The organism is Shewanella sp. SM71, assembly GCF_025653905.1.
Taxonomy (GTDB): domain Bacteria; phylum Pseudomonadota; class Gammaproteobacteria; order Enterobacterales; family Shewanellaceae; genus Shewanella; species Shewanella oncorhynchi.
Genome location: NZ_JAKKRW010000019.1, coordinates 14,412 through 35,628, shown reverse-complemented (window position 1 = coordinate 35,628; position 21,217 = coordinate 14,412). Strand labels below are relative to the sequence as shown.

22 protein-coding genes are annotated in these 21,217 nt (G+C 45.3%); 14 read left to right on the top strand and 8 right to left on the bottom strand.

From position 1 onward, the window contains the following. Positions 1-10: 10 nt before the first annotated feature. The 7 genes from L5L97_RS17350 to L5L97_RS17320 are packed head-to-tail and all read right to left on the bottom strand — an operon-like array spanning position 11 to position 6,820. Entirely contained in the window at positions 11-436 is a 426-nt protein-coding gene (locus L5L97_RS17350; protein ID WP_131523390.1) for a hypothetical protein, read from the bottom strand. After that, entirely contained in the window at positions 414-1,763 is a 1,350-nt protein-coding gene (locus L5L97_RS17345; RefSeq protein ID WP_113940831.1) for a FliI/YscN family ATPase, read from the bottom strand. Before L5L97_RS17345 ends, L5L97_RS17350 begins: the two co-directional genes overlap by 23 nt. Then, on the bottom strand, positions 1,741-2,451 hold the full coding sequence (fliH, locus tag L5L97_RS17340) for a flagellar assembly protein FliH (protein WP_113940832.1): 711 nt from the start codon (positions 2,449-2,451) through the stop codon (positions 1,741-1,743). Before fliH ends, L5L97_RS17345 begins: the two co-directional genes overlap by 23 nt. After that, positions 2,451-3,437, bottom strand: coding sequence for a flagellar motor switch protein FliG (locus L5L97_RS17335; protein ID WP_049821660.1), 987 nt, complete (start codon positions 3,435-3,437; stop codon positions 2,451-2,453). The genes fliH and L5L97_RS17335 overlap by 1 nt, the downstream gene beginning before the upstream one ends. A 16-nt stretch (positions 3,438-3,453) precedes the next feature. After that, positions 3,454-5,130: a flagellar basal-body MS-ring/collar protein FliF gene (gene fliF, locus L5L97_RS17330; RefSeq protein WP_263183104.1), complete on the bottom strand. Its 1,677-nt coding sequence runs from the start codon at positions 5,128-5,130 to the stop codon at positions 3,454-3,456. Positions 5,131-5,142: 12 nt separating this feature from the next. Continuing rightward, positions 5,143-5,481, bottom strand: a complete 339-nt coding sequence (fliE, locus tag L5L97_RS17325; protein ID WP_131523386.1) for a flagellar hook-basal body complex protein FliE — start codon at positions 5,479-5,481, stop codon at positions 5,143-5,145. Positions 5,482-5,509: 28 nt separating this feature from the next. Continuing rightward, complete coding sequence (locus L5L97_RS17320; RefSeq protein ID WP_113940835.1) at positions 5,510-6,820, bottom strand: sigma-54 dependent transcriptional regulator; 1,311 nt, start codon at positions 6,818-6,820, stop codon at positions 5,510-5,512. 1,047 nt (positions 6,821-7,867) lie between these two features. Between L5L97_RS17320 and L5L97_RS17315 the strand changes: the two genes are divergently transcribed. The 14 genes from L5L97_RS17315 (at position 7,868) to L5L97_RS17250 (ending at position 20,594) form a co-directional block, all read left to right on the top strand. After that, positions 7,868-8,749 carry a FliM/FliN family flagellar motor C-terminal domain-containing protein gene (locus L5L97_RS17315; RefSeq protein WP_263164614.1) on the top strand — a complete coding sequence of 294 codons (882 nt, stop codon included), beginning with the start codon at positions 7,868-7,870 and terminating at the stop codon, positions 8,747-8,749. After that, complete coding sequence (locus tag L5L97_RS17310; RefSeq protein WP_263164617.1) at positions 8,742-9,101, top strand: FliM/FliN family flagellar motor switch protein; 360 nt, start codon at positions 8,742-8,744, stop codon at positions 9,099-9,101. The genes L5L97_RS17315 and L5L97_RS17310 overlap by 8 nt, the downstream gene beginning before the upstream one ends. Beyond that, positions 9,098-9,832 carry a flagellar type III secretion system pore protein FliP gene (gene fliP / locus L5L97_RS17305; protein WP_131523383.1) on the top strand — a complete coding sequence of 245 codons (735 nt, stop codon included), beginning with the start codon at positions 9,098-9,100 and terminating at the stop codon, positions 9,830-9,832. The genes L5L97_RS17310 and fliP overlap by 4 nt, the downstream gene beginning before the upstream one ends. Positions 9,833-9,836: 4 nt before the next feature. Next, positions 9,837-10,106: a flagellar biosynthetic protein FliQ gene (locus tag L5L97_RS17300; RefSeq protein ID WP_006083412.1), complete on the top strand. Its 270-nt coding sequence runs from the start codon at positions 9,837-9,839 to the stop codon at positions 10,104-10,106. Between the two features lies 1 nt (position 10,107). Further along, positions 10,108-10,887, top strand: a complete 780-nt coding sequence (gene fliR / locus L5L97_RS17295; protein WP_168825895.1) for a flagellar biosynthetic protein FliR — start codon at positions 10,108-10,110, stop codon at positions 10,885-10,887. After that, complete coding sequence (gene flhB, locus L5L97_RS17290) at positions 10,884-12,014, top strand: flagellar biosynthesis protein FlhB (protein ID WP_173496194.1); 1,131 nt, start codon at positions 10,884-10,886, stop codon at positions 12,012-12,014. The genes fliR and flhB overlap by 4 nt, the downstream gene beginning before the upstream one ends. Before the next feature lie 15 nt (positions 12,015-12,029). Beyond that, a complete protein-coding gene (gene flhA / locus L5L97_RS17285; RefSeq protein ID WP_168825899.1) occupies positions 12,030-14,111 on the top strand; it encodes a flagellar biosynthesis protein FlhA in 2,082 nt (693 codons plus the stop codon). A 390-nt stretch (positions 14,112-14,501) separates the two neighbouring features. Beyond that, complete coding sequence (locus L5L97_RS17280) at positions 14,502-15,053, top strand: NAD(P)H-dependent oxidoreductase (protein ID WP_263183101.1); 552 nt, start codon at positions 14,502-14,504, stop codon at positions 15,051-15,053. Then, a complete protein-coding gene (locus tag L5L97_RS17275) occupies positions 15,050-16,255 on the top strand; it encodes a NupC/NupG family nucleoside CNT transporter (RefSeq protein WP_219235557.1) in 1,206 nt (401 codons plus the stop codon). The genes L5L97_RS17280 and L5L97_RS17275 overlap by 4 nt, the downstream gene beginning before the upstream one ends. Positions 16,256-16,325: 70 nt before the next feature. Continuing rightward, positions 16,326-17,051, top strand: a complete 726-nt coding sequence (locus L5L97_RS17270; protein WP_263183100.1) for a nucleoside phosphorylase — start codon at positions 16,326-16,328, stop codon at positions 17,049-17,051. A gap of 264 nt (positions 17,052-17,315) precedes the next feature. Beyond that, positions 17,316-18,032: a Crp/Fnr family transcriptional regulator gene (locus L5L97_RS17265; protein WP_248068817.1), complete on the top strand. Its 717-nt coding sequence runs from the start codon at positions 17,316-17,318 to the stop codon at positions 18,030-18,032. A 296-nt stretch (positions 18,033-18,328) separates the two neighbouring features. Beyond that, entirely contained in the window at positions 18,329-18,832 is a 504-nt protein-coding gene (locus tag L5L97_RS17260) for a hypothetical protein (RefSeq protein WP_198573127.1), read from the top strand. Between the two features lie 370 nt (positions 18,833-19,202). Further along, a complete protein-coding gene (gene ric, locus L5L97_RS17255; protein ID WP_131523376.1) occupies positions 19,203-19,958 on the top strand; it encodes an iron-sulfur cluster repair di-iron protein in 756 nt (251 codons plus the stop codon). A gap of 132 nt (positions 19,959-20,090) precedes the next feature. Further along, complete coding sequence (locus L5L97_RS17250; RefSeq protein WP_105250431.1) at positions 20,091-20,594, top strand: helix-turn-helix domain-containing protein; 504 nt, start codon at positions 20,091-20,093, stop codon at positions 20,592-20,594. A gap of 29 nt (positions 20,595-20,623) precedes the next feature. Here the strand turns inward: L5L97_RS17250 and L5L97_RS17245 are convergent, their stop codons facing one another. Beyond that, positions 20,624-21,202 carry a HupE/UreJ family protein gene (locus tag L5L97_RS17245; protein ID WP_113940843.1) on the bottom strand — a complete coding sequence of 193 codons (579 nt, stop codon included), beginning with the start codon at positions 21,200-21,202 and terminating at the stop codon, positions 20,624-20,626. Positions 21,203-21,217 lie beyond the last annotated feature (15 nt).

Sequence of the window (21,217 nt, the reverse complement as noted above, 5' to 3'; positions counted from 1 at the left end):
GACACAGCGCCTATTGGCCTTTATTCTTGTAATAGAAACCCGCCATATCATCAACAATTGCCTGTTCACGGCGCGCCACTTGTGCTTGTTCTTGTATATGTGTTTGTTTTTCAAGCCACTTCAAACCTTGCTGACGCCCTAATTGCTTACGCCATAGGCGATCAATACGCAGTTGTTCCTGTTGTAGAAAAACCTCCTTTTGAGCTAACTTCACCCGCATAGGCTCTAACACTTGCGCCATACTTGCGGAATTTTGCCAGAGCAAAACATTTGAGCCCTCTTTCGCACCACGATAAGTCAATATCATTTGGGCTAAGGCTTGATTTTGTTGTTGATTTAGTTGGACGCTTAGGCTGGAATCATCGCGTTTTTGCCCTAGCTGCGCTAATTTCTTTTCAGCTTGAACACGTAACTTAGAGAGATGACGCTGGCTCATATCCCATAACTCCCATCAACTGTTCCAATTGCACTAAACTTTCAGCCAGATTGACTTTACTGTGTGTGGTCTGGCGTAAAAATCGTGCCATTTCTGGATACACTCGCACAGCAAGATCCATTTCAGGATCTTGGCCAGCTTGGTACCCACCTAAAGGTAATAAGTCTCTAACCTCATTGTAACGACTCAAAAGATGTCTAAAGATCTGACTCTGTTCAATACTGCTAGAGGTCGCTATGTGCATGGCTAAGCGGCTCACTGACGCATTAAGATCAATCGCAGGGAAATGTCCTTGCTCGGCCAATTTACGACTTAGCACTATATGGCCATCTAAAATAGCTCTCGCTGCATCTGCAACAGGATCCTGCTGATCATCACCCTCGGCCAATACGGTATAAAACGCGGTTAACGTTCCCGTCGGATGTTCACCATTGCCCGCCATTTCCACCAGTCTAGGTAACTGTGCAAATGCCGATGGCGGATAGCCTTTGGTTGCTGGAGGCTCACCTAAACTCAAGGCGATTTCACGCTGTGCCTGAGCATAACGAGTCAATGAGTCGACTAATAGCAACACTTGCTTACCTTGATCTCTAAAAGCACAGGCAATTGAGTGGGATAACCGCATTGCACGTAATCGCATGAGCGGTGTGGTATCTGCAGGGGCTGCAATAATCACAGCCCGTTTACGCCCTTCTTCACCGAGTGTTTCTTCAATAAACTCCCTGACCTCACGGCCACGCTCACCAATTAAGCCAACCACCACGACATCTGCTTCAGTAAAACGAGTCATCATGCCTAATAACACACTCTTACCCACACCAGAGCCCGCAAAGAGCCCGAGTCGCTGGCCTCTACCGATGGGCAACAAACTATTGATGGCGCGAATACCGACATCTAGCGGCTGCCGAATAGGCTGGCGCAGCAAAGGATTGTAACTCGTGTGAGATTGCGGGACTTGTGAAACACCGGTTAAATCGCCCAGTAAGTCGAGTGGCTGTCCAAGTCCATCAAGCACCCTGCCAAGCAAACCATCACCAATAGCAATTGTTTGCTCATCCGTAATAGGCAGCACTCTGGCACCTGGCATCAAGCCCTGTGTAGGCTCAATCGGCATAAGGCACAATACGTCCCGATGAAAGCCAACGACTTCAGCCTCAATTAAACGACCATTTCGCCCTTCAATCTGGCAACGATCCCCCATGCCAAGCTGACAGCCAACAGCCTCAAGCAATAGACCATTAACTCGAATGAGACGTCCATAAACCCTTGCAACTGGAACCTGAGGCCAATCGTCATGAAATACATCAGACTCCAATCTCAGCCTCATTCAACTTGGTTTCAACCTGCTTCATGCAAGCATCGAGTCGTGTCTCGACTGAAGCATCTGCATCGGATTTATCACTCACAATTCGACAACTGCCCGCTGAAATACTGCTATCAGCGATGAGATTCCAGCCACGGATTTTATCTTCCGAGAGCTCTTTTAATTTAGTCACGGCACTCGGCTCTAAATGGATTTTGATATCCGCTTGGTCATCGGGCAACGCACTCAAGGTTTCTTCAACGAGTTTAAGAATTTGTTGTGGCTGCAGGGTTAGCTCGCAGCGAATCACTTGTTGTGACACTCGGCGTACTAATTCAAGGATCAAATTTTGCTGTTCACGAACCTGCTTTGCATGACCATCTTCGAGTAGCTCTCTCAAAGCACCTAGCGGTACGAGTAAACTGTTGAGCTGCTCATCGATGGATGCTCTACCCGCTGACTGCCCATCTAACCGACCTTGATGAAAACCAGCTGCATGTCCAGCAATGCGCCCTTCTTCTATGCCAGCCTCATAACCCGCACTCTTACCTTGAATAACACCTTCGTCATAACCCTCATCGAATGCTTGTTGATAACTTTGAAAATCACTGCCCGCATCGGAATTTGATTCCACCGCATCGTGTAATGCAGGAAAACGATAACGACGAGCGAGATTGGTATTTAGACGCCAACGAGAATGCTTGTTTTCCATTAAACAACGACCTGTTCTTCAAATAGCTGCAATTCAATTTCACCTTCTTGCATTAATTGCTTCGCCAGTTCCATTATCTCTTTACGCGCCCCACTCGCTCGGCTAACAGGTACACCACCTAACGCTTCAATTTGCGTTTCAATCGCTGACGACATACGTTTAGGCAAGGCATTGAGCAAGGCATCTTTCAATTCAAAATCAATGCCTTTTAATGCTAACGATAGGGTTTCAGAAGGTACTTGTCCTAATAAGGTCTGCAACGTTTCTTGCTTTTGTCGCCCAAGAATAATGAAGTCAAACATGTTATCGGTGACATCAATCGCCATCTGCTTATCATGGAGTTTGATCATTTCCATCAACTGTTCTCTGTCGCCTTCGAAGCGATTGAGGATATCGGCAACCTGTTTGACACCCGCCACTTGCGTGTGACTTTTCTCCATTGCCATCAACATGCAGCGCTCAACCAGTTCTCGCAGTTCCTCAACAACATTACGATCCAATTCGCCAAGTTGCGCGATACGAACGAGCACCTCATCTTGGCTATCACTAGGCAACATTTTTAAGATTTTAGCGGCACTTTCTGGTGGTAATAATCCCAACAATACCGCTTGTAACTGGCAGTGCTCATGGGTGATTTCACGGGCAAGTAATTGGGGGTCAACCCATTCAAGACGCTTAACGAGCACTTTAATCTCATCACCATAAATGCTATCGATAAGACTTTTAGAGACTCTGTCTCCCAAAGCGATATCGAGTGTCTTTTGTAAATAGGACCGTGAGGCTCTGGCGATACCCGATTGTTCTTTATAGCGTTGGAAAAAACGGCTGAGTACTGCCTCGGCTTCTTGCTGGGTAATACTCGATAACCGTGCCATTTTATGGCTTAAGTGTTGCACATCGTTACGATCCAAATGCGCCATGACCATGGCAGCACCTTCTTCTCCCATACTCAGTAATAACATGGCCGCTTGGGCGTAATTGTCCATCTTAATTTCGATTGAATTATTCACCGTCTTTATCGCCTATCCAATGAGCTATCACTTCTGCAACACGCGCGGGTTCTTTGTTTGCGAGCAAGGCTAAATGCTCCATTTTAACGGTCAAAGGTGAGCCAGGCTCGGGTAAACCTTGACTGCCTAGCCAGTCGGCACTCGGTAACTGATGTGCTTGATTTGATAAAGTTTCGGCGGAATGCCCATCGAGTGCAGCAGCGGAAGCGGCACTTAATGCAACGGGCTCAATTCTAGGCGCGGTAATTTGAGCGGTTCGGGTCAAGTGCTTAACCAGCGGCCTTAATACGAACAAAATAAGTCCAAAGCCAAGGATGCCGCCTATGATGTAGCGTAAATAAGCTTGGTAATTTTCTGATTGCCACCAAGGTGACGGCGTAAATTCGGCAGCGACGGTTGGGGTAAACTCAAAGGCATTAATGGTAAAACTATCACCTCTCGCCGCCGAAAAGCCGATGGCATCCTTGACCATATTGCCAAACTTAACCAGTTGAGCCTCTTCATTGAATGCTCCTTGACCCGTAGCACTATTAATAAGCACTGAAACTGAGAGGTTTTCGAGCTGCATTTGTTGATAACGAACATGACGCACAGAACGACCAACGTCATATTGACGACTTTCTTCCTGCTTCAAATTACGGGTCTTATCATTCGTCGCCTCTTTCCCTGCTTGGGGTGGCTTATTACTTAAAGCTCCAGGAATTCCCGCGGCAATAGTATTACTTGAATCATCGACACTCGTGCGCTCTTGAGTCACGACATTTTGCGGATCGAGTGACTCCTTAGTTTCTTCAACCTGATTGAAGTTTACTTTTGCAGTCACCCGCACTTGGAAATTATCTTGACCAAGCACAGGCTCGAGCATAGAGGCGGCATTAGCCACTAAGCTATTCTCAAGTTCACGCGTGTACTGTAACTGCTTGTTTCTAGACTGACTAAGATCTTGATTGCCTGAAATATTCTCACTTAAATATCGACCATCTTGATCGACAACTTTGATATTACTGGCCGTTAGTCCAGTCACACTGCCAGCAACCAAATTAACAATAGCCTCAACTTGTGTTTCAGAGAGTCGAGTATTCGGGTCTAGCTGCAGCATGACGGAAGCCGTCGGCAGTTCAGGCTCCTGACGGATAAACAGAGTTTGTTTAGGTATCGCCAAATGAACTCTTGCGGCACGGACCAACTTTAACGACATGATAGTGCGAGCTAATTCACCTTCTAAACTATGGCGATACTTAGCTTGTTCCATAAATTGACTCGTGCCGAGCGCGGTATTGTCGAGTGCCTCCATACCCGAAGGTACTTTCGCTTTTACCCCTTTTGCGGCCAAAAGCATACGCGCATTACCGACTTGCTCTTCTGCAACGAGGACTGCCCCAGTATTAGCCTCGAGGCGATAATCAATGCCTTCTGCATCCAAGACATTTAACACTTGAGAGGTATCGACATTTTCTTGGCTGCCATATAAAGGTCGATACCCTGCAGTAGCAGTCCATAACATCAACACTATGACACTAGCGACAACCACCGCAAGTAAAGCTAAGGCGATAACCTGACGATCACCACGGTTAAAACGATGCCATTTTTGGGTCATGCCAGCAATGAATCCTGACGAAGATTCAGTCCCGGTAATATCCTGACCTGATTGAACAAAAGTGGTAGACATTCACACAATTCCTTAAATAGGCATCTTCATTACATCGTCAAATGCTTGCACAAGACGATTACGAATTTGGAGCATAGTCGCAAAGGACAAACTGGCCTTTTGCGAAGCCACCATAGCACCGACGAGATCATCGCTTTTTCCACTATCGACAGCCGCCATCGCCATAGAGGATTGGTTCTGATCTTGGTTAACGGCAGAAACTTTACTCTTAATCAAGTCAGTGAATGACCCATAAGCCATACCATTATCGGCAGGATTTGAAGTGATGTTGATCGCCCCTTTAGCCACTTCACGATGAATGTTTAAGGTTTCCATTAACATATTTGAGCTAACAATCGCTCCACTAGACATATTCCATTCCTATTACTTTTTGATTGCTCTAAGCTGCTCGACCCGCTTGCTCTAATAACATTTCGATATCTATACCCGCTTCCCGCATTTGTACGAGGCGATATCTTAAGGCTCTAGTCGTCATCCCTAGCGCCTCTGCACTTAACGTGCGTTGTCCATTAAAACGTTTAAGTACATCAATAATATATTGAAACTCTGCCTGTTGTTTTGACGCTTTAAGCCCATCTGAGGCGCCTAAAGGCTCCAACTCAAGCATCTCTTCTTGAATGTTTAACCCGAGTTCCGCAACTTGAATCGCCTGACCTCTACGCATCACTAATGCACGTTGAATACAATTTTCTAGCTCTCTTACATTTCCGGGCCAATCATAGTTAACGAGCACTTGTCTTGCGTGCTCACTGAAATAACAGCGACTTGAGCAATCAGATTGGCCATATAAATTTAAGAAATGTTCAGCTAGAGGCAGGATGTCAGCCTTTCGTTCTCTTAAAGGCTTAATTTTCAGAGGTAAAACATCTAATCGATAGAACAAGTCCTCCCTAAAATGTCCAAACTCCACGGCTTGTCTTAAGTCGCGATTGGTAGAGGCAATGACTCTGATATCCAGTGGTATAACATGCTGGCCACCAAGTCTTTCGACTTCACGCTCCTGTAGCACCCGAAGTAACTTCGCCTGTAACGGCAAGGGCATTTCACCAATTTCATCGAGTAATAAAGTACCGCCATTGGCCTGCTCAAATTTTCCTGCCTTATCACAAATGGCACCAGTGAAGGCACCTTTGACATGCCCAAAGAGAACGGACTCTAGAATACTTTCAGGGATGGCAGCGCAGTTAATCGCAACGAAAGGCTTATGTGAACGGGAGGAGTGGCGATGAATATAACGAGCAAGCGGTTCTTTACCAGTACCACTTTCACCCAATAATAAAACACTGGCCTCAGTGGTTGCGGCGCGATGGGCCAACATCAACAATTGTCGACTAACAGAAGCCGCGACAACCAAACTAGAATCAGGTAACTCTAAACGGTGTAATCGTTGAATGGAGGCAAGTAACTGCTCAGTTTCTACGGGAATTAATAGATAATCCTGTACGCCAGCTCGCATTGCTGCGGCTGCCAACTCACCTTGCTCTGGTGCTAATAAGGCGACGATATTACGGCCAGGAAAACGGGCAAGATAGGACTTCACATCACAAGGACTACAATCCGATAAGTTAACGATAGTGAGCCAAGGTAATTCCATTGCATCACTCCACAGATAAAAATCCTCATGTGTTATTTTGCATGCAAGTTCCGCAGATATGTTTAACCCTTCAATCCGTATACTTAGGCCACCCACTCACTAACTCCCTTTCGTTTACAGTACATTAAATAACACCTTAATTTAGACCTATAAGTCTTTGTGTTTGAGTGTATATAAAATCTATTACTACTTACTTATCCATCTAGATGAATGAGCAATAAATAACTCAAGCCATTAAGAACAGTAAAAACAAATGCGGAAGCTGAATGCGGAAGATATATTTCCGCATGTAATATCAAAGCCAGCGATAGAGAACTACACACAATGAGTATCCACATTGACAATGGCTAAGGATATGCCCTCAACTAAATAAGGTTAAAACGTGTTCTAGTGCAATCATCGATAAGAAATGTGACCAGCAACAAAGTTTAAGGTATCACCGAATTATATGAATCAATTGCTATCAACCATGAAAGGTCTAAAAGAAAAACCGCAAAAAAGTGATGCATATAACTTAGGACTGACTTATACCAAATATATTTGTAAAATAATATATGACAATGATAAAAATGCACCATCGATACTTTTAAAATAGTGACGAAATTTAACCGCCAATGTTTAATATTAAATAAATCACAAACCATAGCGCACAAAAAACAATGAAAATCAAAGACAAACAGATTTGCAACACAATATCATCATTAATAATCAATATGTAAATGCTGACATAAATATTGCCAGCCAAAATATCGACAAATGTCAAAATAATATCTAACCGCCTTTTTATTGACGCGAAAATGCAAAACCTAAAGCATTAATATCTTCTTACACAATCTCAAAACAAACATTTTGTTTACAAACTCAGTCACCCTAGATTTCTATTCACATATATTTCAGCTTTTCTTATAATTATTATTGAATACTTTAGCCTTATTACCTTATCATCCTCGTCGTTTAAAACAGCTTCCAACCTTATGCCTATGTGATAGGACGCTCAACTGTTTTAAGAAATTCATTAATCCTTAACGATAAAGAAATAAAAAATCAGGCTCTCTGTTTGTGTATATTTTTTATGCACCAACTGAATCGCGGAGGTCGCCAAGCAGTATTCTAGCGGGAAAAATACGTTTAATAGGAAGTAAAATGAAGACGACAGCGAAAGCTAGGCTTATAAAATCAAATTCTGATGAAATAATTAGACCTATTATGCTAGTTCAAGAAAAGCTAGCGAGAACGCGATTATTGCAACAGCTAGAAAAGCTACATCGTCCACTTATCGATGCCATAAATAATATCCTATCTCCGCTACTAAGACAGGGTCATCCCGCTGTTTCGGGGTCAACGTTAACAGAACCTAGAACACCTGTCGTTCCAGAACATTGCTATGCATGGTTTGTATTAAAACATCATCAAAATACCCTCGGTTATTGGAGAATTGATCGCTGTACGCTCGATCAATTGGCGAGTAATTATTACGGTAATACCTCAACACCATTAAGTTCTCCTTTGAGAAACCCCAGCCAATCTGAATTTAGGTTAGCCAAAAAGTTGCTACTTTCCGTAGTGGAGGAGCTACCTAATAGCACGATTGAAACCAATAATCTTGAAGTTGAGCTCATAAAAGGCCATATGCCACTCGCAGTATCGGCAGTATGGTCGTTCAATTTTACCAATGGCCCACTAACCCCTCCAATGCTCTTTTGCTTAACTGAGCATTTACTGGGGCATCTGGCCGAACAGCCTAAGAAATCTGAAGTATCTGCGGATTTACCCGCAAAACTAGCCGTCTGGCTAAAAAGTCTCCCCATAAAAATGCAGCTGACATTAGGGCAACATAGCATCCCGGTGCAATCACTCAGCCAATTAAAAACTGGGGATATTTTACCTATTAATCTCTATCCAAAAACCTTGTTATCAATCGGAAACACACCGCTATTTCATGCCTCAGTGCATAGTCATGAAGGACAGATGGTAGCGAAATTGACCCAAGATATTTATCAGCATGAGGAGCATGACATTGGCTGAACAATCTATTTTATCGGATGATGATTTTCTATTAGAGGACGATATTTTCTCTGAGAGAGCATTTTCAAAGCCGGCCCCCCATAACCGTAAATTGAAAAATAATAATTTTTTTCAACAACTTCCTGTTCAAGTTACTCTCGAACTGGCCAGTGCTGAAATGTCTTTAGGCGAACTGAATCGTATGGGAGAAGGTGATGTTATCGCACTCGACCGTATGGTGGGTGAACCGCTGGATATCAGAGTAAATGGAGCACTATTAGGAAGAGGCGAAGTCGTAGAAGTGGCTGGCAGATATGGCGTACGTTTGCTGGAAATAGAGAGCATTACTCTCGATGGGACAAGTAACGAATGATAGTTCGGGTATTGTTACTGGCGATTCTATTGTTTGCTCCCCAAGCCCTCGCATCGGAAGGACTGACCTTATTCACACTGGATAGCGCTCAAGACAGTCAAGCAGTTAACATTAAACTCGAAATTTTAGCGCTCATGACGGCCATTAGTTTCTTGCCCATCATGCTGATGATGCTAACCAGTTTTACTCGTATTATCATTGTATTAGCAATCCTCCGACAAGCTCTAGGACTACAACAAAGTCCCCCTAACCGAGTGCTTGTTGGGATAGCATTAGTACTCACTATCTTTATTATGCGCCCAGTGGGAGACAAAATTTATAAGGAAGCTTATTTGCCCTATGACCAAGGTAAGATCGAATTGATGGAGGCTGTCTCAATAGCCAAAATCCCTTTAACTCGATTTATGCTGGCGCAGACAAGAGAAACTGATCTTGAGCAAATGCTGAAAATAGCTAACGAACCCACACACATGAAAGCAGCAGAGGAAGTCCCCTTTTTTGTCCTTATGCCCGCATTTGTACTGAGTGAACTCAAAACAGCTTTCCAAATTGGCTTCTTACTTTTCTTACCTTTCTTAGTTATCGACTTGGTTGTCGCAAGTGTCCTCATGTCTATGGGGATGATGATGTTGTCACCGTTAATTATTTCTCTCCCATTTAAACTGATGGTTTTTGTATTAGTCGATGGTTGGGCTATGACGGTAAGCACCTTAACCGCAAGTTTTGGGTAGCTAGATGGACATCAATGAACTGACCTCGCTCTTTGCTGACTCAATGTTTCTCGTCATCATCATGGTTTCTGTGTTGGTGACACCGGGACTCATTCTAGGCTTAATCGTTGCGGTATTTCAGGCTGCGACACAGGTCAATGAACAAACCTTGAGTTTTCTGCCAAGGCTTATCATTACTCTACTTATGGTTCTGTTTTCAGGCCATTGGCTCATACAACAGCTAAGTGATTTATTTGACAGGCTGTTTATGAATATTCCTCATATTATCGGTTGATATGCTTTCCCTCACCTCAACCGAGCTCAGCATGTTAATCGGCAGCCTTTGGTGGCCATTCTGCCGGATCATGGGGGCATTTATGATAATGCCCTTGTTAGGTAATTCTTATGTGCCTGCAACAGTAAGAATTTTTCTTGCCTTAAGTATTGCAGCGCTTATTGCACCTATGCTGCCACCCGTTCCCGCTGTCGATGCGCTCTCGCTTGGATCATTATTTTTAGCCATAGAACAACTACTGATTGGATTTATGCTCGCGCTATTTTTAACCATTTTAATCCATGTGATGACCATGCTTGGCACTATTATGTCGATGCAGATGGGTCTAGCGATGGCGGTGATGAACGATCCTGCTAATGGCGACACCAACCCCATTCTCAGTGAATGGTTACAAATCTTTGGTACATTGATTTTTCTGGCTCTTGACGGTCATTTAGTCGGTCTCAACATCATTGTTGATAGCTTTCGTTTATGGCCAATTGGGAATGGGATTTTTGACTTACCGCTAATGGGATTGGTTAGTCGAATGGGCTGGCTATTTGCTGCATCGCTGATGCTCGCCATACCCGCAGTACTCGCCATGTTAATGGTTAACATCACTTTTGGTGTATTAAGCCGTGCTGCGCCGTCATTAAACATCTTCTCGCTCGGGTTTCCCATGACCTTGTTGATGGGCTTAATTTGCGTCTTCCTTTCGTTAAGCGGCATTCCAACTCGTTACAGTGATCTGTGCTTAGACGCATTAACTGCAATGTACCAATTTATCGGAGGGATCTCATGAGTAAAACGCCCCAACAAGATAAAACAGAAGAAGCTACACCGCAGAAAAAGCGTAAAGCGAGAGAAGAAGGCCAAGTTCCACGCTCTAAAGATCTTGCCTCCGCAGCACTGGTCGTTGGTTGCTCTGCCATGCTGACCAGTAATGCGGATTGGTTTGCGACGAGAGTCAGTGGATTAGCTAAATACAATATGCTGCTCACGCGGGCAGAGTTAGCTCAACCTGACATCATGATGCGCCATCTTGGCGCCAGCCTAGTCGAAATGCTAAGCATCTTAGGCCCACTATTCATCATGGTTGCTCTGTTGGCCGCAGTTGCAGGAGCCTTACCTGGGGGGCCGATATTTAATTTTGGAAATGCTAATTTTAAGTACAGTCGAATCGATCCTCTTGCCGGTGTCGGAAGAATATTTTCCGCTCAATCTCTTGTTGAGTTACTCAAGTCATGCCTAAAAATTGTGTTACTGATCGGAATTATGTTGGTTTTCTTGAATGGTCACTTACAAGAACTACTTAGCTACAATCAACGCCCTATTGATGAAGCGGTTCGTGATGGCATCAATCTACTGTCGCAAGGCATGTTTTATCTTGGTACTGGGCTGCTCGTGATCGCCTTTATTGATGTGCCTTACCAATATTGGCATAACAGCAAAGAATTACGTATGTCACGCCAAGAGGTCAAAGACGAGCATACCCAGCAAGAAGGTAAGCCAGAGATTAAAGCTAAAATCCGCCAAATACAGCAACGAATGGCTCGCTCTCGGGCAGATACCACCATTCCAAAAGCGGATGTTCTCTTGGTTAATCCTACTCACTATGCCGTGGCATTAAAATACAATCCTGACTTAGCGGATGCGCCTTACGTCATCACTAAAGGCACCGAAGAACTCGCCCTCTATATGCGAGAACTCGCTAAAAAACATGATATTGAAATTATTGATATCCCACCGCTCACGCGGGCTATTTATCATTCAACGCAAGTCGATCAACAAATACCCAGTGCCCTTTTTATCGCCATAGCGCACGTATTAAGTTATGTCATGCAAATAAAAGCATCTCGTAAGGGCTTACAGCAGAAACCTGAGCCTTTACCACATTTTTTTATTCCCCCTAATTTACGTCACGATTAAAGGATTGCTTAACCTATGAATTGGCTTTCTCGCACCTTTTCAGGAAATTACAGCTATATCGGCATTCCAGTCATGCTGCTCGCTATTCTGGCAATGGTGATTTTACCGCTGCCTGCATGGCTACTGGACATTTTGTTTACATTTAACATCGTCCTTGCCGTCATGGTGCTGCTGGTGAGCGTCTCGATCAGGCGACCATTAGAGTTTTCTGTATTCCCAACCTTATTGCTCCTTGCGACCTTAATGCGTTTGACCTTAAACGTTGCATCGACGCGCGTAGTACTCATTGAAGGTCATGAAGGAGGCGATGCTGCGGGTAAAGTGATCCAAGCCTTCGGTGAAGTCGTTATTGGCGGAAACTATGTCGTCGGTGCGGTTATCTTCTTAATTCTAATGATTATTAACTTTGTTGTAATCACTAAGGGTGGCGAGCGGATCTCTGAGGTATCGGCGCGATTTACATTGGATGCCCTACCGGGTAAGCAAATGGCAATCGATGCCGATCTCAATGCTGGCACACTCACACACGAACAAGCCAGCCTACGTCGCCAAGATGTCGCCAGAGAAGCAGACTTTTATGGTTCCATGGATGGAGCCTCAAAATTTGTGAGAGGAGATGCCATCGCAGGACTCTTGATCTTAGCAATCAACATTATTGGCGGGATCAGCATAGGCATCTTTATGCATGATCTGAGTACAACAGAAGCCTTTAAAACCTATGCGTTATTAACCATTGGTGATGGCCTAGTTGCACAAATTCCATCATTACTACTCGCCACTGCTGCCGCAATTATTGTGACTAGGGTATCCGACGCAGAAGAAATGCCGACCCAATTGAGTCGACAGTTACTGGCTAACCCGAGAACCTTAGCCACTGCAGCCATTGTGATGGCGATTCTCGGTATCACCCCAGGCATGCCAGCACTGGTATTTTTATCTTTTGCAATACTACTAGGCTTTGCGGCGTGGAAACAAAACCAGAATAAGGCCTCCTTTACTGAAGAGAAAACTGAAGAACTCATAGAAACCAGCCTGACAGAACCTTCAGCGCCAAGCTGGGAATCCCTGCCTTTTACCGACATCATCGAAGTACGATTAGGTTATAGATTGGTTCATCTAGTCGAAAAAACCAAAGGAGCAGAATTACAAAAACGCCTAACAGGGATCAGACGTACTCTTTCAGAACAAATCGGATTTCTGCTATCGGAAGTGAGAGTGCGCGACAATCTAGCTTTAGCACCACATGCATACCAAATTAACTTTATGGGCACTCAAGTGGCTATCGCCGAATTAGAACCTGATCTGCTGCTCGCAATAAAAAGTGGTCCTGTTTACGGTAAAATTGATGGGATTTTAACCAAGGAACCCGCTTACCAAATGGATGCCATTTGGATTGCACCAGAGTTAAAGGCCAAAGCACTTAACTTAGGTTATTCGGTCGTCGATAATGCGACAATCATTGCCACTCATGTCAGTAAGTTATTGCGCGAATCACTGCCTGAATTATTGCAACATGATGATATTATGCAATTAACTGACAGGCTCAGTAAGCAAGCCCCCAAACTGGCGGAATCACTCAGTACCTGTTTAACCCCCATTCAGTTACTCAAAGTTTTCCGCTTGTTACTCAAAGAGCAAGTGCCGCTAAAAGACATACGCACCATAGCAACGACCTTGCTGGAATGCAGCGAGCAAACCAAAGATCCCGTTCTACTCGCCGCCGATGTGCGCTGCGCTTTACGCAATAGTATTTTGCATCAAATCGCAGGCAGCAGTCCGCAGTTGAATGTACTTACGCTGACCGCAGAATTAGAACAAACCTTAATGACAGCGTTAAATCAATCGCAGCAACAGGGCAGAGTTGCATTGGATAGTTTCCCTATCGAACCTAATCTACTGGCGCAGCTACAACAAAGAATGCCCCAATTACTCGCGGAGACAAAAGAGAAAGGCTATAACCCTATCCTACTTGTTTCTCCACAACTCAGGCCTTTCCTCGCGCGTTATGCATTAGCATTCGCCCGTGGACTTCATGTTTTATCCTATAATGAAGTCCCTGAAACAAAAGAACTTATGATTGCGGGACAACTCGGGTAATCAAACGCATTAAGCCCTATCGCTTTATTAAGTTTTCATCGTGCAAGAAGCATCAATGACAGAATGCTAACCAGCGTTCGACATTGGTGCCACATGCACTTAGCACTATTTTACGCAGTCAGGATGAAAAGATTGGGAGCAGAGCTGAGCGCTTAATAAACGTTAGCATTTCGGTATGACCCGACATTGCGCTTATCACTTCATTCATTTTTACATCGATATGTTAATCAAATTTTCACAATAGTATGAGCTGCATCAGGTGCTAGGAGACAAATGTCCTCTTGTATTCACCCTTCCCTCCCTATAATCCACGCCATGACTTCGTAACTCGGTGCTTGAGCCTCTGGTTTTGGCTGCATGGCGGCACCGTTTCCTCTCAGGAGCTAGCTAATGAACATACTCGTGCTAAACGGGCACCCCAACTTAACCCAGTCTGTGGCCAATGCCTGCATACTTGCCCTTGAGGCTGAGCAACCGAGCTGGCGTATCAATTCAGTGGCTCAGTTTGATGGGGATACAGCCACGGAGCAGCAACAGTTGCTCGATGCCGATGTGATTGTGGTGCAATTCCCGCTCTATTGGAGCACCTACCCCGCCGTGCTCAAACATTGGATTGATGAGGTATTTACCTATGGTTTTGCCTTTGGCCCTAATGGTAGCCAGCTCCAAGGTAAACCTGTCCTGTTTTCTATCACTGCGGGGGCGACTGAGGACTCCTACAGCGAAACAGGCTTTAACTTTTTCCCCTTTAACGTATACCAACAAGCTTACGAACACCCATTTCGCGCAGCCGCTGTCGAGATTATCGATACCATTATTAGCTTTGAGATGAACTCCACTGCCGCCGAAGGTGGTAACAAATCCAACACCCTTTCCCTTGCAAAGGCCCACGCTGAGCGTGTGATTGCAGCCATTAATTCATATAAGGACCACTCAGTATGATCCAGTCCATCCTTGGCATTCTTGTACTCTTAGGCATAGGTTTGCTGTTTTCTGAGAACCGCCGTTTGATCAGCTGGCGCGCCGTTATCGGTGCATTTGGCATTATCATCGCGCTCGGTTTTTTTGTGCTGGCAACCAAGATCGGTGCCGATGTACTGCTGGCCGTATCAAATACTGTAGGCAAAGTCTTTGGTTATGGTACTGAAGGGATCAAATTTGCCTTTGGCAGCTTAGTCAATTTCAGCGTTGAAGGCATAGGTTTTGTCTGGGCGTTACAGGTATTACCGCAAATCATCTTTACTGCCGCACTCACCTCTTTGCTGTACTACTTAGGCATTATGCAGTGGTTTGTGTTAATTATTGGCGGCAGCTTGCAAAAGGTACTCGGCACGTCACGGGCGGAGTCAATGAATGCGGCGGGCAATATTATTCTCGGCCAAACCGAAGCACCGTTACTGATCAAGCCCTACCACCGCGTTCTCACCCGCGCGCAAATTTTTGCGGTAATGGTTGGCGGATTGTCTTCGATTGCTGGCTCCATTTTAGCGGGCCTTGCGGGGATGGGCGTTGCGCTTAACTATCTGATTATGGCTTGCTTTATGTCAGCTCCAGCTGGTTTGATGTTCGCTAAGTTGCTTATCCCAGAAACCGAGCCAACCGTTAATGAAGTGCCAGAATTACCCGATGATGAAAAGCCCAGCAGCTTTATTGATGCCATAGCCAAAGGCGCTATTGCTGGTATGGGAATCGCTGCCATCGTCGGCGCAGTCATTATTGCCTGTATTGGCCTCATGGCATTGTTGAACGGCGGATTAGGCGCGATTGGTGAACTGTTTGGCATGCCAACCTTAACCGTAGATATGATCCTCGGCACCTTGTTTGCGCCAGTAGCTTGGTTGATTGGTATTCCATGGGCTGAAGCAAGCACTGCCGGCGCCTTCCTAGGGCAAAAAATCGCCATGAATGAGTTTGTTGCCTTCGCCAATATGGGCAATGTGGAACTGTCTGCACGTAGTAATGCCATTATGACCATTGCCCTTTGCGGTTTTGCCAATATCGGCTCAGTGGCCATGGTGTGTGGCGCCCTGAGTCAAATGATCCCGCAACGCGCGGGGCTGATAGGTCAGCTCGGGATGAAAGTACTGCTAGCGGCGACGTTAGCAAACTTGATGAATGCTGCAATTGTCAGTTTGTTTATCTAAGTTTTCCCTTCGCGGTAGCCCGATACAATTCGGGGCTACCGCCAAGCTAAGTAATTGATAAAGGTCAACAATGAGTATTCAACCCCATATTCTCGTCGCGCCCCATCAAGTCAGTGAAAAAGCCGTCGTCTGCGGCGAACCCAATCGAGTCAACCGCATCGCGGCGCATCTAACGGATGTCGAATCCTTGGCGGATAACCGCGAGTTTCGGTTAATGCGTGGCCGTTATGGCGACACTATAATCACCGTCTGCAGCACTGGCATTGGCGCGCCCTCGGCGATCATTGCCCTTGAGGAACTGTATCAATGCGGTGTTAAACAACTTATCCGCATCGGCTCCGCCGGTGCGCTACAACCGCAAATAGCCATAGGTGATGTGATTATTGCCGAGGCCGCAGTGCGTGATGATGGCGGCTCTGCCAGCTATGTAAAGCCCGGTTTTCCGGCCTGTGCCAATCATCGTTTGGTCGGCAAACTGCAAGCATACTGCGCGCAGTATCATATTATTGCCCATAGCGGCGTAGTGCGCTCCCACGACAGTTTTTATACCGATCAAGAACAGGAGCTCTGCCACTATTGGCATCGCCAAGGCGTGCTCGGGGCCGATATGGAAACCGCTGCGTTATTCACCGTCGGCCGACTGCGCCAACTTGAAGTGGCAGCGATTCTAGCCAACGTAGTGCTATTTGAGCAGGATGTTAAAGCAGGAGTTAATGACTATGTTGCGGCGTCCAAAGCAAGCGCCCAAGGTGAGCAACATGCCATTTTAGCTGCGCTCAACGCACTGTGTGATTAGAGCTTGTTGAGGTTAATTAGCAGTAAGCCTTGCCGCTAAACGCAGCATCCAGATAACCACCAAGTCATCCTCTTAATGGCGCAGCCAATGCGCCATCATTCTCACTAAAGCTCACACTCACACCGACCTGTCATAACACACGTTTGCAGCGTCACAACAACGGCGACACACAATGCGATCGACCATCTACCGCCGCCAAAGTGCCAGCCCGCACGCAGGGATTTACATATTTTATGATCGAATGAGTATCAATCCTGCGGCGAAATGCGTACCTTAATCGCATCAATATCCACAACTATCATCAACATGCAGTTACATCCTGAACTCTCTAGCCGCTTTGGCGACACATTAAGCGAGCAGCGCGAACTCTTTAAGCAGGCCTTATTTCAGTGCCAAACGGCCAGTCGACAATTTTCCCCCGGTGATATCATGTTGCAACAGGGGCAAAATGTGCGTGAGCTTTATGTCGTGTCCGTAGGAAAAGTCGCCATGTATACTAGCGCCCACAATGGTCGGCGCTTTCAGTTAGGTGAGCTAAATTGTGATCAGCATATTTTTGGCGAAATTGAGTTTTTTACCAAACTGCCCTGCCAGTGGACAGTGATGGCCGAAGATCAGATGGAAGCCGAGGTAATTTGTGCCGCCAAACTGCAGCAATGCATAGTCACTCAACCGCAACTAGCGCTCTTTTTTGCCTCAGCGCTGGCATGGGATTATCAAGACTCAATGGCAATCTACACCAACCGCCTATTGCACCCCATCGCCGTCAATATCGCCCTCGATCTGCTACAACGCAGTCAAAACAATATCGCCCTCGGAGCCTTTAACAAAGTCGAGCAAGAAGCCGAACGCTTTGGCACCAGCAGTCGCGTCTACCGCCGCGCACTCAACTCCCTCATTGAACTCGGCCTTGTCGAAAAACGCGATCAGCAGCTGCATATTATCGACCCTAAGGCGCTAGTCACTTTTATTGCGGAGTAGATCAAAAGAATGCTGTATAGGGCTATGCGGGGATTCACAGGCAAACCACCCAATTTGCATCAGCTTTGCCATCGACACACTGCATCCATCAGCGCATTTATCGTTAAGGGCGATAAATCCAATCCTAAATATGGAGACCATAATCCAATCTGATGGATCTAAAAAGTGTTAGATTTTGATAATGAGTGAATCAGACTTGCCTAGTCTGGTTCTCGCACAAAATCCTGCCATTTTGCGCTGGCTTCGGGCTAATGCGCATGCGCACTATATAAATATTAGGGAAGTCAACAGAACTCATGTACTCAAAAAATACACAAAAGCTTGTAGAAATACATATATCTGAAGCTAAAAAACATGCATTACAGTTGTTCGCTTTCACCAGCGCCGTATTCCCAGCAGAGTGGAGTAGCTCTTGGAATGAAGTAGTTACTTTTAGCCTTCTAGAATTTTCATTTCATGCTAGGAAAGTTAACGAGTTATGTGAGTTTAAAAATGAGGCTTTTCCTAGCATTAATCAGTTAATGGTTAAAATATCTGAGAATGACCCTGGGAATTGGGAAACCAATTACCATTTTGCCTTAAATGCTTTTATACATATTAAGTCTTTCATAATTGGCCAAGCGCACGCTGACCATAGAGTTATATTTCCGAGTTCATCGGCCAACTTACAAACAACGTATGTAAAAATTGAAACGGACAAGCATCCAGAAAAAACCATCAGCATTTGTGGTTTAGTCTTTTGTTTTTTAAATCATGTAATACCTTTGCTAAGGAGTAAGTATCCTGATTTAAAGTTTTAATCGCGGCGTTAGCGATAGATTTCCTCATGGTCGTTTAATCCGTGAATCACTCTGTACCAGACTGATTCACGCCAACCACTAACACCCGCCCTCGTGCCTCTTTTTTGGCTCTTTGAGGGCGATTTTCCCCCTTAGGATGAATCAAATCTCCAGCGAACTGATTCAACGAGGTTACAAGGTCAAAATAACGGGCTAGCCATCTTAGCTTCCTGTTGCTTGTAGCTCAGAACAATCAGATAGCCTTCCTTCTATTTGACTACATTTATGTGACTGGCACTGCAAAACCTGACTATTTTAGTCAGGATTAGTTGTCACAAACTAAAGCTGCAAATAATATGAATGTAAATTTATTGCTGCTCTGGAGCTACTCATGTCTGCTACTTCTGTCTCAAAAGATGCACAACTCCCACCCCATGGGTTTAATTCTCAACACAATCATTGGCTAGAACGAAAAATAGGTGAACTAGTGGCAGAAGACTTTCGCCGCGCACATGTGTTTAGTCAATTTGGTATCGATTTTTGTTGTGGCGGGGGTAAATCACTGGCGGTCGCCTGTGAGCGTGCAGATGTAGATCCTGCAAAAGTGGTTGCTGCGCTGAATGCCGCAACACTTACCGGTAGCAAAGAAGATGAATTAAATCAATTACCCTTAGATCAACTTATCGAATATATAGAATCAACGCACCATCAATACGTGCGCGAAAAAGCCCCTTTATTAGTCGAATATTCCGAAAAGATGATTCGCGCTCACGGTGAGCACTATGCCGAAATCGTTCCCTTTGCGGGTTGGGTACGAGCCTTAGTTGAAGACTTAATGCCACATTTAATGAAGGAAGAAAAAATACTGTTTCCGGCGATCCGCGCCATGAGTCATGGAGAGCAGGTTGAGGCTTGCTTTGGCCATATTGGCAACCCCATCAATGCGATGCAACATGAGCATGAAGAAGTCGGTTTGATTTTGCAAAAATTACACGAGCTCACTAACGACTTCACACCACCTGAATATGCGTGCACTACATGGCGTGTTTGTTATGCCACTCTGGCGGAATTTGAGGCGGACTTACATCAGCATATTCACTTAGAAAACAATATTCTATTTCCTAAGGCATTGGGTCTGACTCAATAATTGATTAAATGTTTATCCCGTAGCGGCTCCAAATTACAGATCATCCGCTTAACCTTGAGGCCAGACCTAAGTCTGGCCTTTCAATTGTTGACGTGCTACAACAAGTCATGTGTCGCTGACGGATAAGCTGCCATGACATTTCAATCATTTGCACTCGATGATATTGCCAATTTGCACGAATCGGCCCAAGTAGAATTTAAACTCGCAGGTGGCCGCGATGGCCAAGGTCAATTACCCGAAGACATTTGGGCGACTTATAGCTCTTTTGCCAACACTTTGGGTGGCGAGATCATCCTAGGGGTACGCGAAGAACGTGGCCATTTCAGTATTGAAGGCATTCCCAACCCGCTTCCTGTTCTACAAGAATTTTGGGAAATACTCGATGACCCGAGTCGCACTAGTCACAATCTTTTAGCGATTTCAGATGTGCAGATTATTGAAATTATGAATAAAAAGCTGATTCGTATCCGCGTACCGCTGGCGCCTGAGCAGCTAAAACCTATCTACGTAGGCAGCGATCCTTACACAGGGAGTTATTTTAGAGTGGGAGATGCCGACATGCACGCGAGCCGTCGGCAAGTCAATCTACTGCTACGCCGCGCCCATCTTTGCATGAAGCAACTCAAGGCGCGTTAATCCAGTAAATCTAACATCCTGTTATTACTTTAAAAACCTGCTAATAGATAGCCGCCCATGGCCGCAATCGCCACGCCAGTAACGCGCATTAAATTGCGTTGCCCTGTCATCCGCTGCATTCCAAGGCCTATCATTACGCCGCCTAAATGGATGACTGCTGTACCAAATAAAAATCCTAGGGCATACAGGACTGGGCTGGCCAATTCCGGCATTTCAGCGCCGTGGGCGTGACCATGAAAAATCGCGAATACACCCACAAAGGCCATGGCGAATAACAATGGGATTTGACGGTCGAAGGCGATAGCAAGACCGAGCAACAACACAGAGAGGGCAATACCTATTTCAACAAAGGGAACGGCAATCGCATATAAACCTAAAATCCCGCCCACTAACATAAAGGTGACAAATGCTAAGGGGACAGTCCAAATCGCGCGGCCACCGAGCTGGGTGCTCAACATGCCCACACTCAACATAGCCAGCAAGTGATCGAAGCCCAATACGGGATGATTAAAACCCGACATGAAACCGCCACCTGAATGGATCTCATGGGCCGATACCGGTGCGATCCAACATAAAGAGAGCAGTAATAACAACCCGATACGCGCCATAAAATAGCCTTAGTC

Coding starts and splice junctions, on each gene's coding strand:
- L5L97_RS17350 (WP_131523390.1), bottom strand. CDS start 436: ATGAGCCAGCGTCATCTCTCTAAGTTACGTGTTCAAGCTGAAAAGAAA.
- L5L97_RS17280 (WP_263183101.1), top strand. CDS start 14,502: ATGAACATACTCGTGCTAAACGGGCACCCCAACTTAACCCAGTCTGTG.
- L5L97_RS17265 (WP_248068817.1), top strand. CDS start 17,316: ATGCGTACCTTAATCGCATCAATATCCACAACTATCATCAACATGCAG.
- fliF (WP_263183104.1), bottom strand. CDS start 5,130: ATGTCTACCACTTTTGTTCAATCAGGTCAGGATATTACCGGGACTGAA.
- L5L97_RS17345 (WP_113940831.1), bottom strand. CDS start 1,763: ATGAGGCTGAGATTGGAGTCTGATGTATTTCATGACGATTGGCCTCAG.
- L5L97_RS17245 (WP_113940843.1), bottom strand. CDS start 21,202: ATGGCGCGTATCGGGTTGTTATTACTGCTCTCTTTATGTTGGATCGCA.
- L5L97_RS17270 (WP_263183100.1), top strand. CDS start 16,326: ATGAGTATTCAACCCCATATTCTCGTCGCGCCCCATCAAGTCAGTGAA.
- L5L97_RS17250 (WP_105250431.1), top strand. CDS start 20,091: ATGACATTTCAATCATTTGCACTCGATGATATTGCCAATTTGCACGAA.
- L5L97_RS17335 (WP_049821660.1), bottom strand. CDS start 3,437: ATGGACAATTACGCCCAAGCGGCCATGTTATTACTGAGTATGGGAGAA.
- fliR (WP_168825895.1), top strand. CDS start 10,108: ATGCTTTCCCTCACCTCAACCGAGCTCAGCATGTTAATCGGCAGCCTT.
- fliH (WP_113940832.1), bottom strand. CDS start 2,451: ATGGAAAACAAGCATTCTCGTTGGCGTCTAAATACCAATCTCGCTCGT.
- flhA (WP_168825899.1), top strand. CDS start 12,030: ATGAATTGGCTTTCTCGCACCTTTTCAGGAAATTACAGCTATATCGGC.
- L5L97_RS17315 (WP_263164614.1), top strand. CDS start 7,868: ATGAAGACGACAGCGAAAGCTAGGCTTATAAAATCAAATTCTGATGAA.
- ric (WP_131523376.1), top strand. CDS start 19,203: ATGTCTGCTACTTCTGTCTCAAAAGATGCACAACTCCCACCCCATGGG.
- L5L97_RS17300 (WP_006083412.1), top strand. CDS start 9,837: ATGGACATCAATGAACTGACCTCGCTCTTTGCTGACTCAATGTTTCTC.
- fliE (WP_131523386.1), bottom strand. CDS start 5,481: ATGTCTAGTGGAGCGATTGTTAGCTCAAATATGTTAATGGAAACCTTA.
- flhB (WP_173496194.1), top strand. CDS start 10,884: ATGAGTAAAACGCCCCAACAAGATAAAACAGAAGAAGCTACACCGCAG.
- fliP (WP_131523383.1), top strand. CDS start 9,098: ATGATAGTTCGGGTATTGTTACTGGCGATTCTATTGTTTGCTCCCCAA.
- L5L97_RS17275 (WP_219235557.1), top strand. CDS start 15,050: ATGATCCAGTCCATCCTTGGCATTCTTGTACTCTTAGGCATAGGTTTG.
- L5L97_RS17260 (WP_198573127.1), top strand. CDS start 18,329: ATGTACTCAAAAAATACACAAAAGCTTGTAGAAATACATATATCTGAA.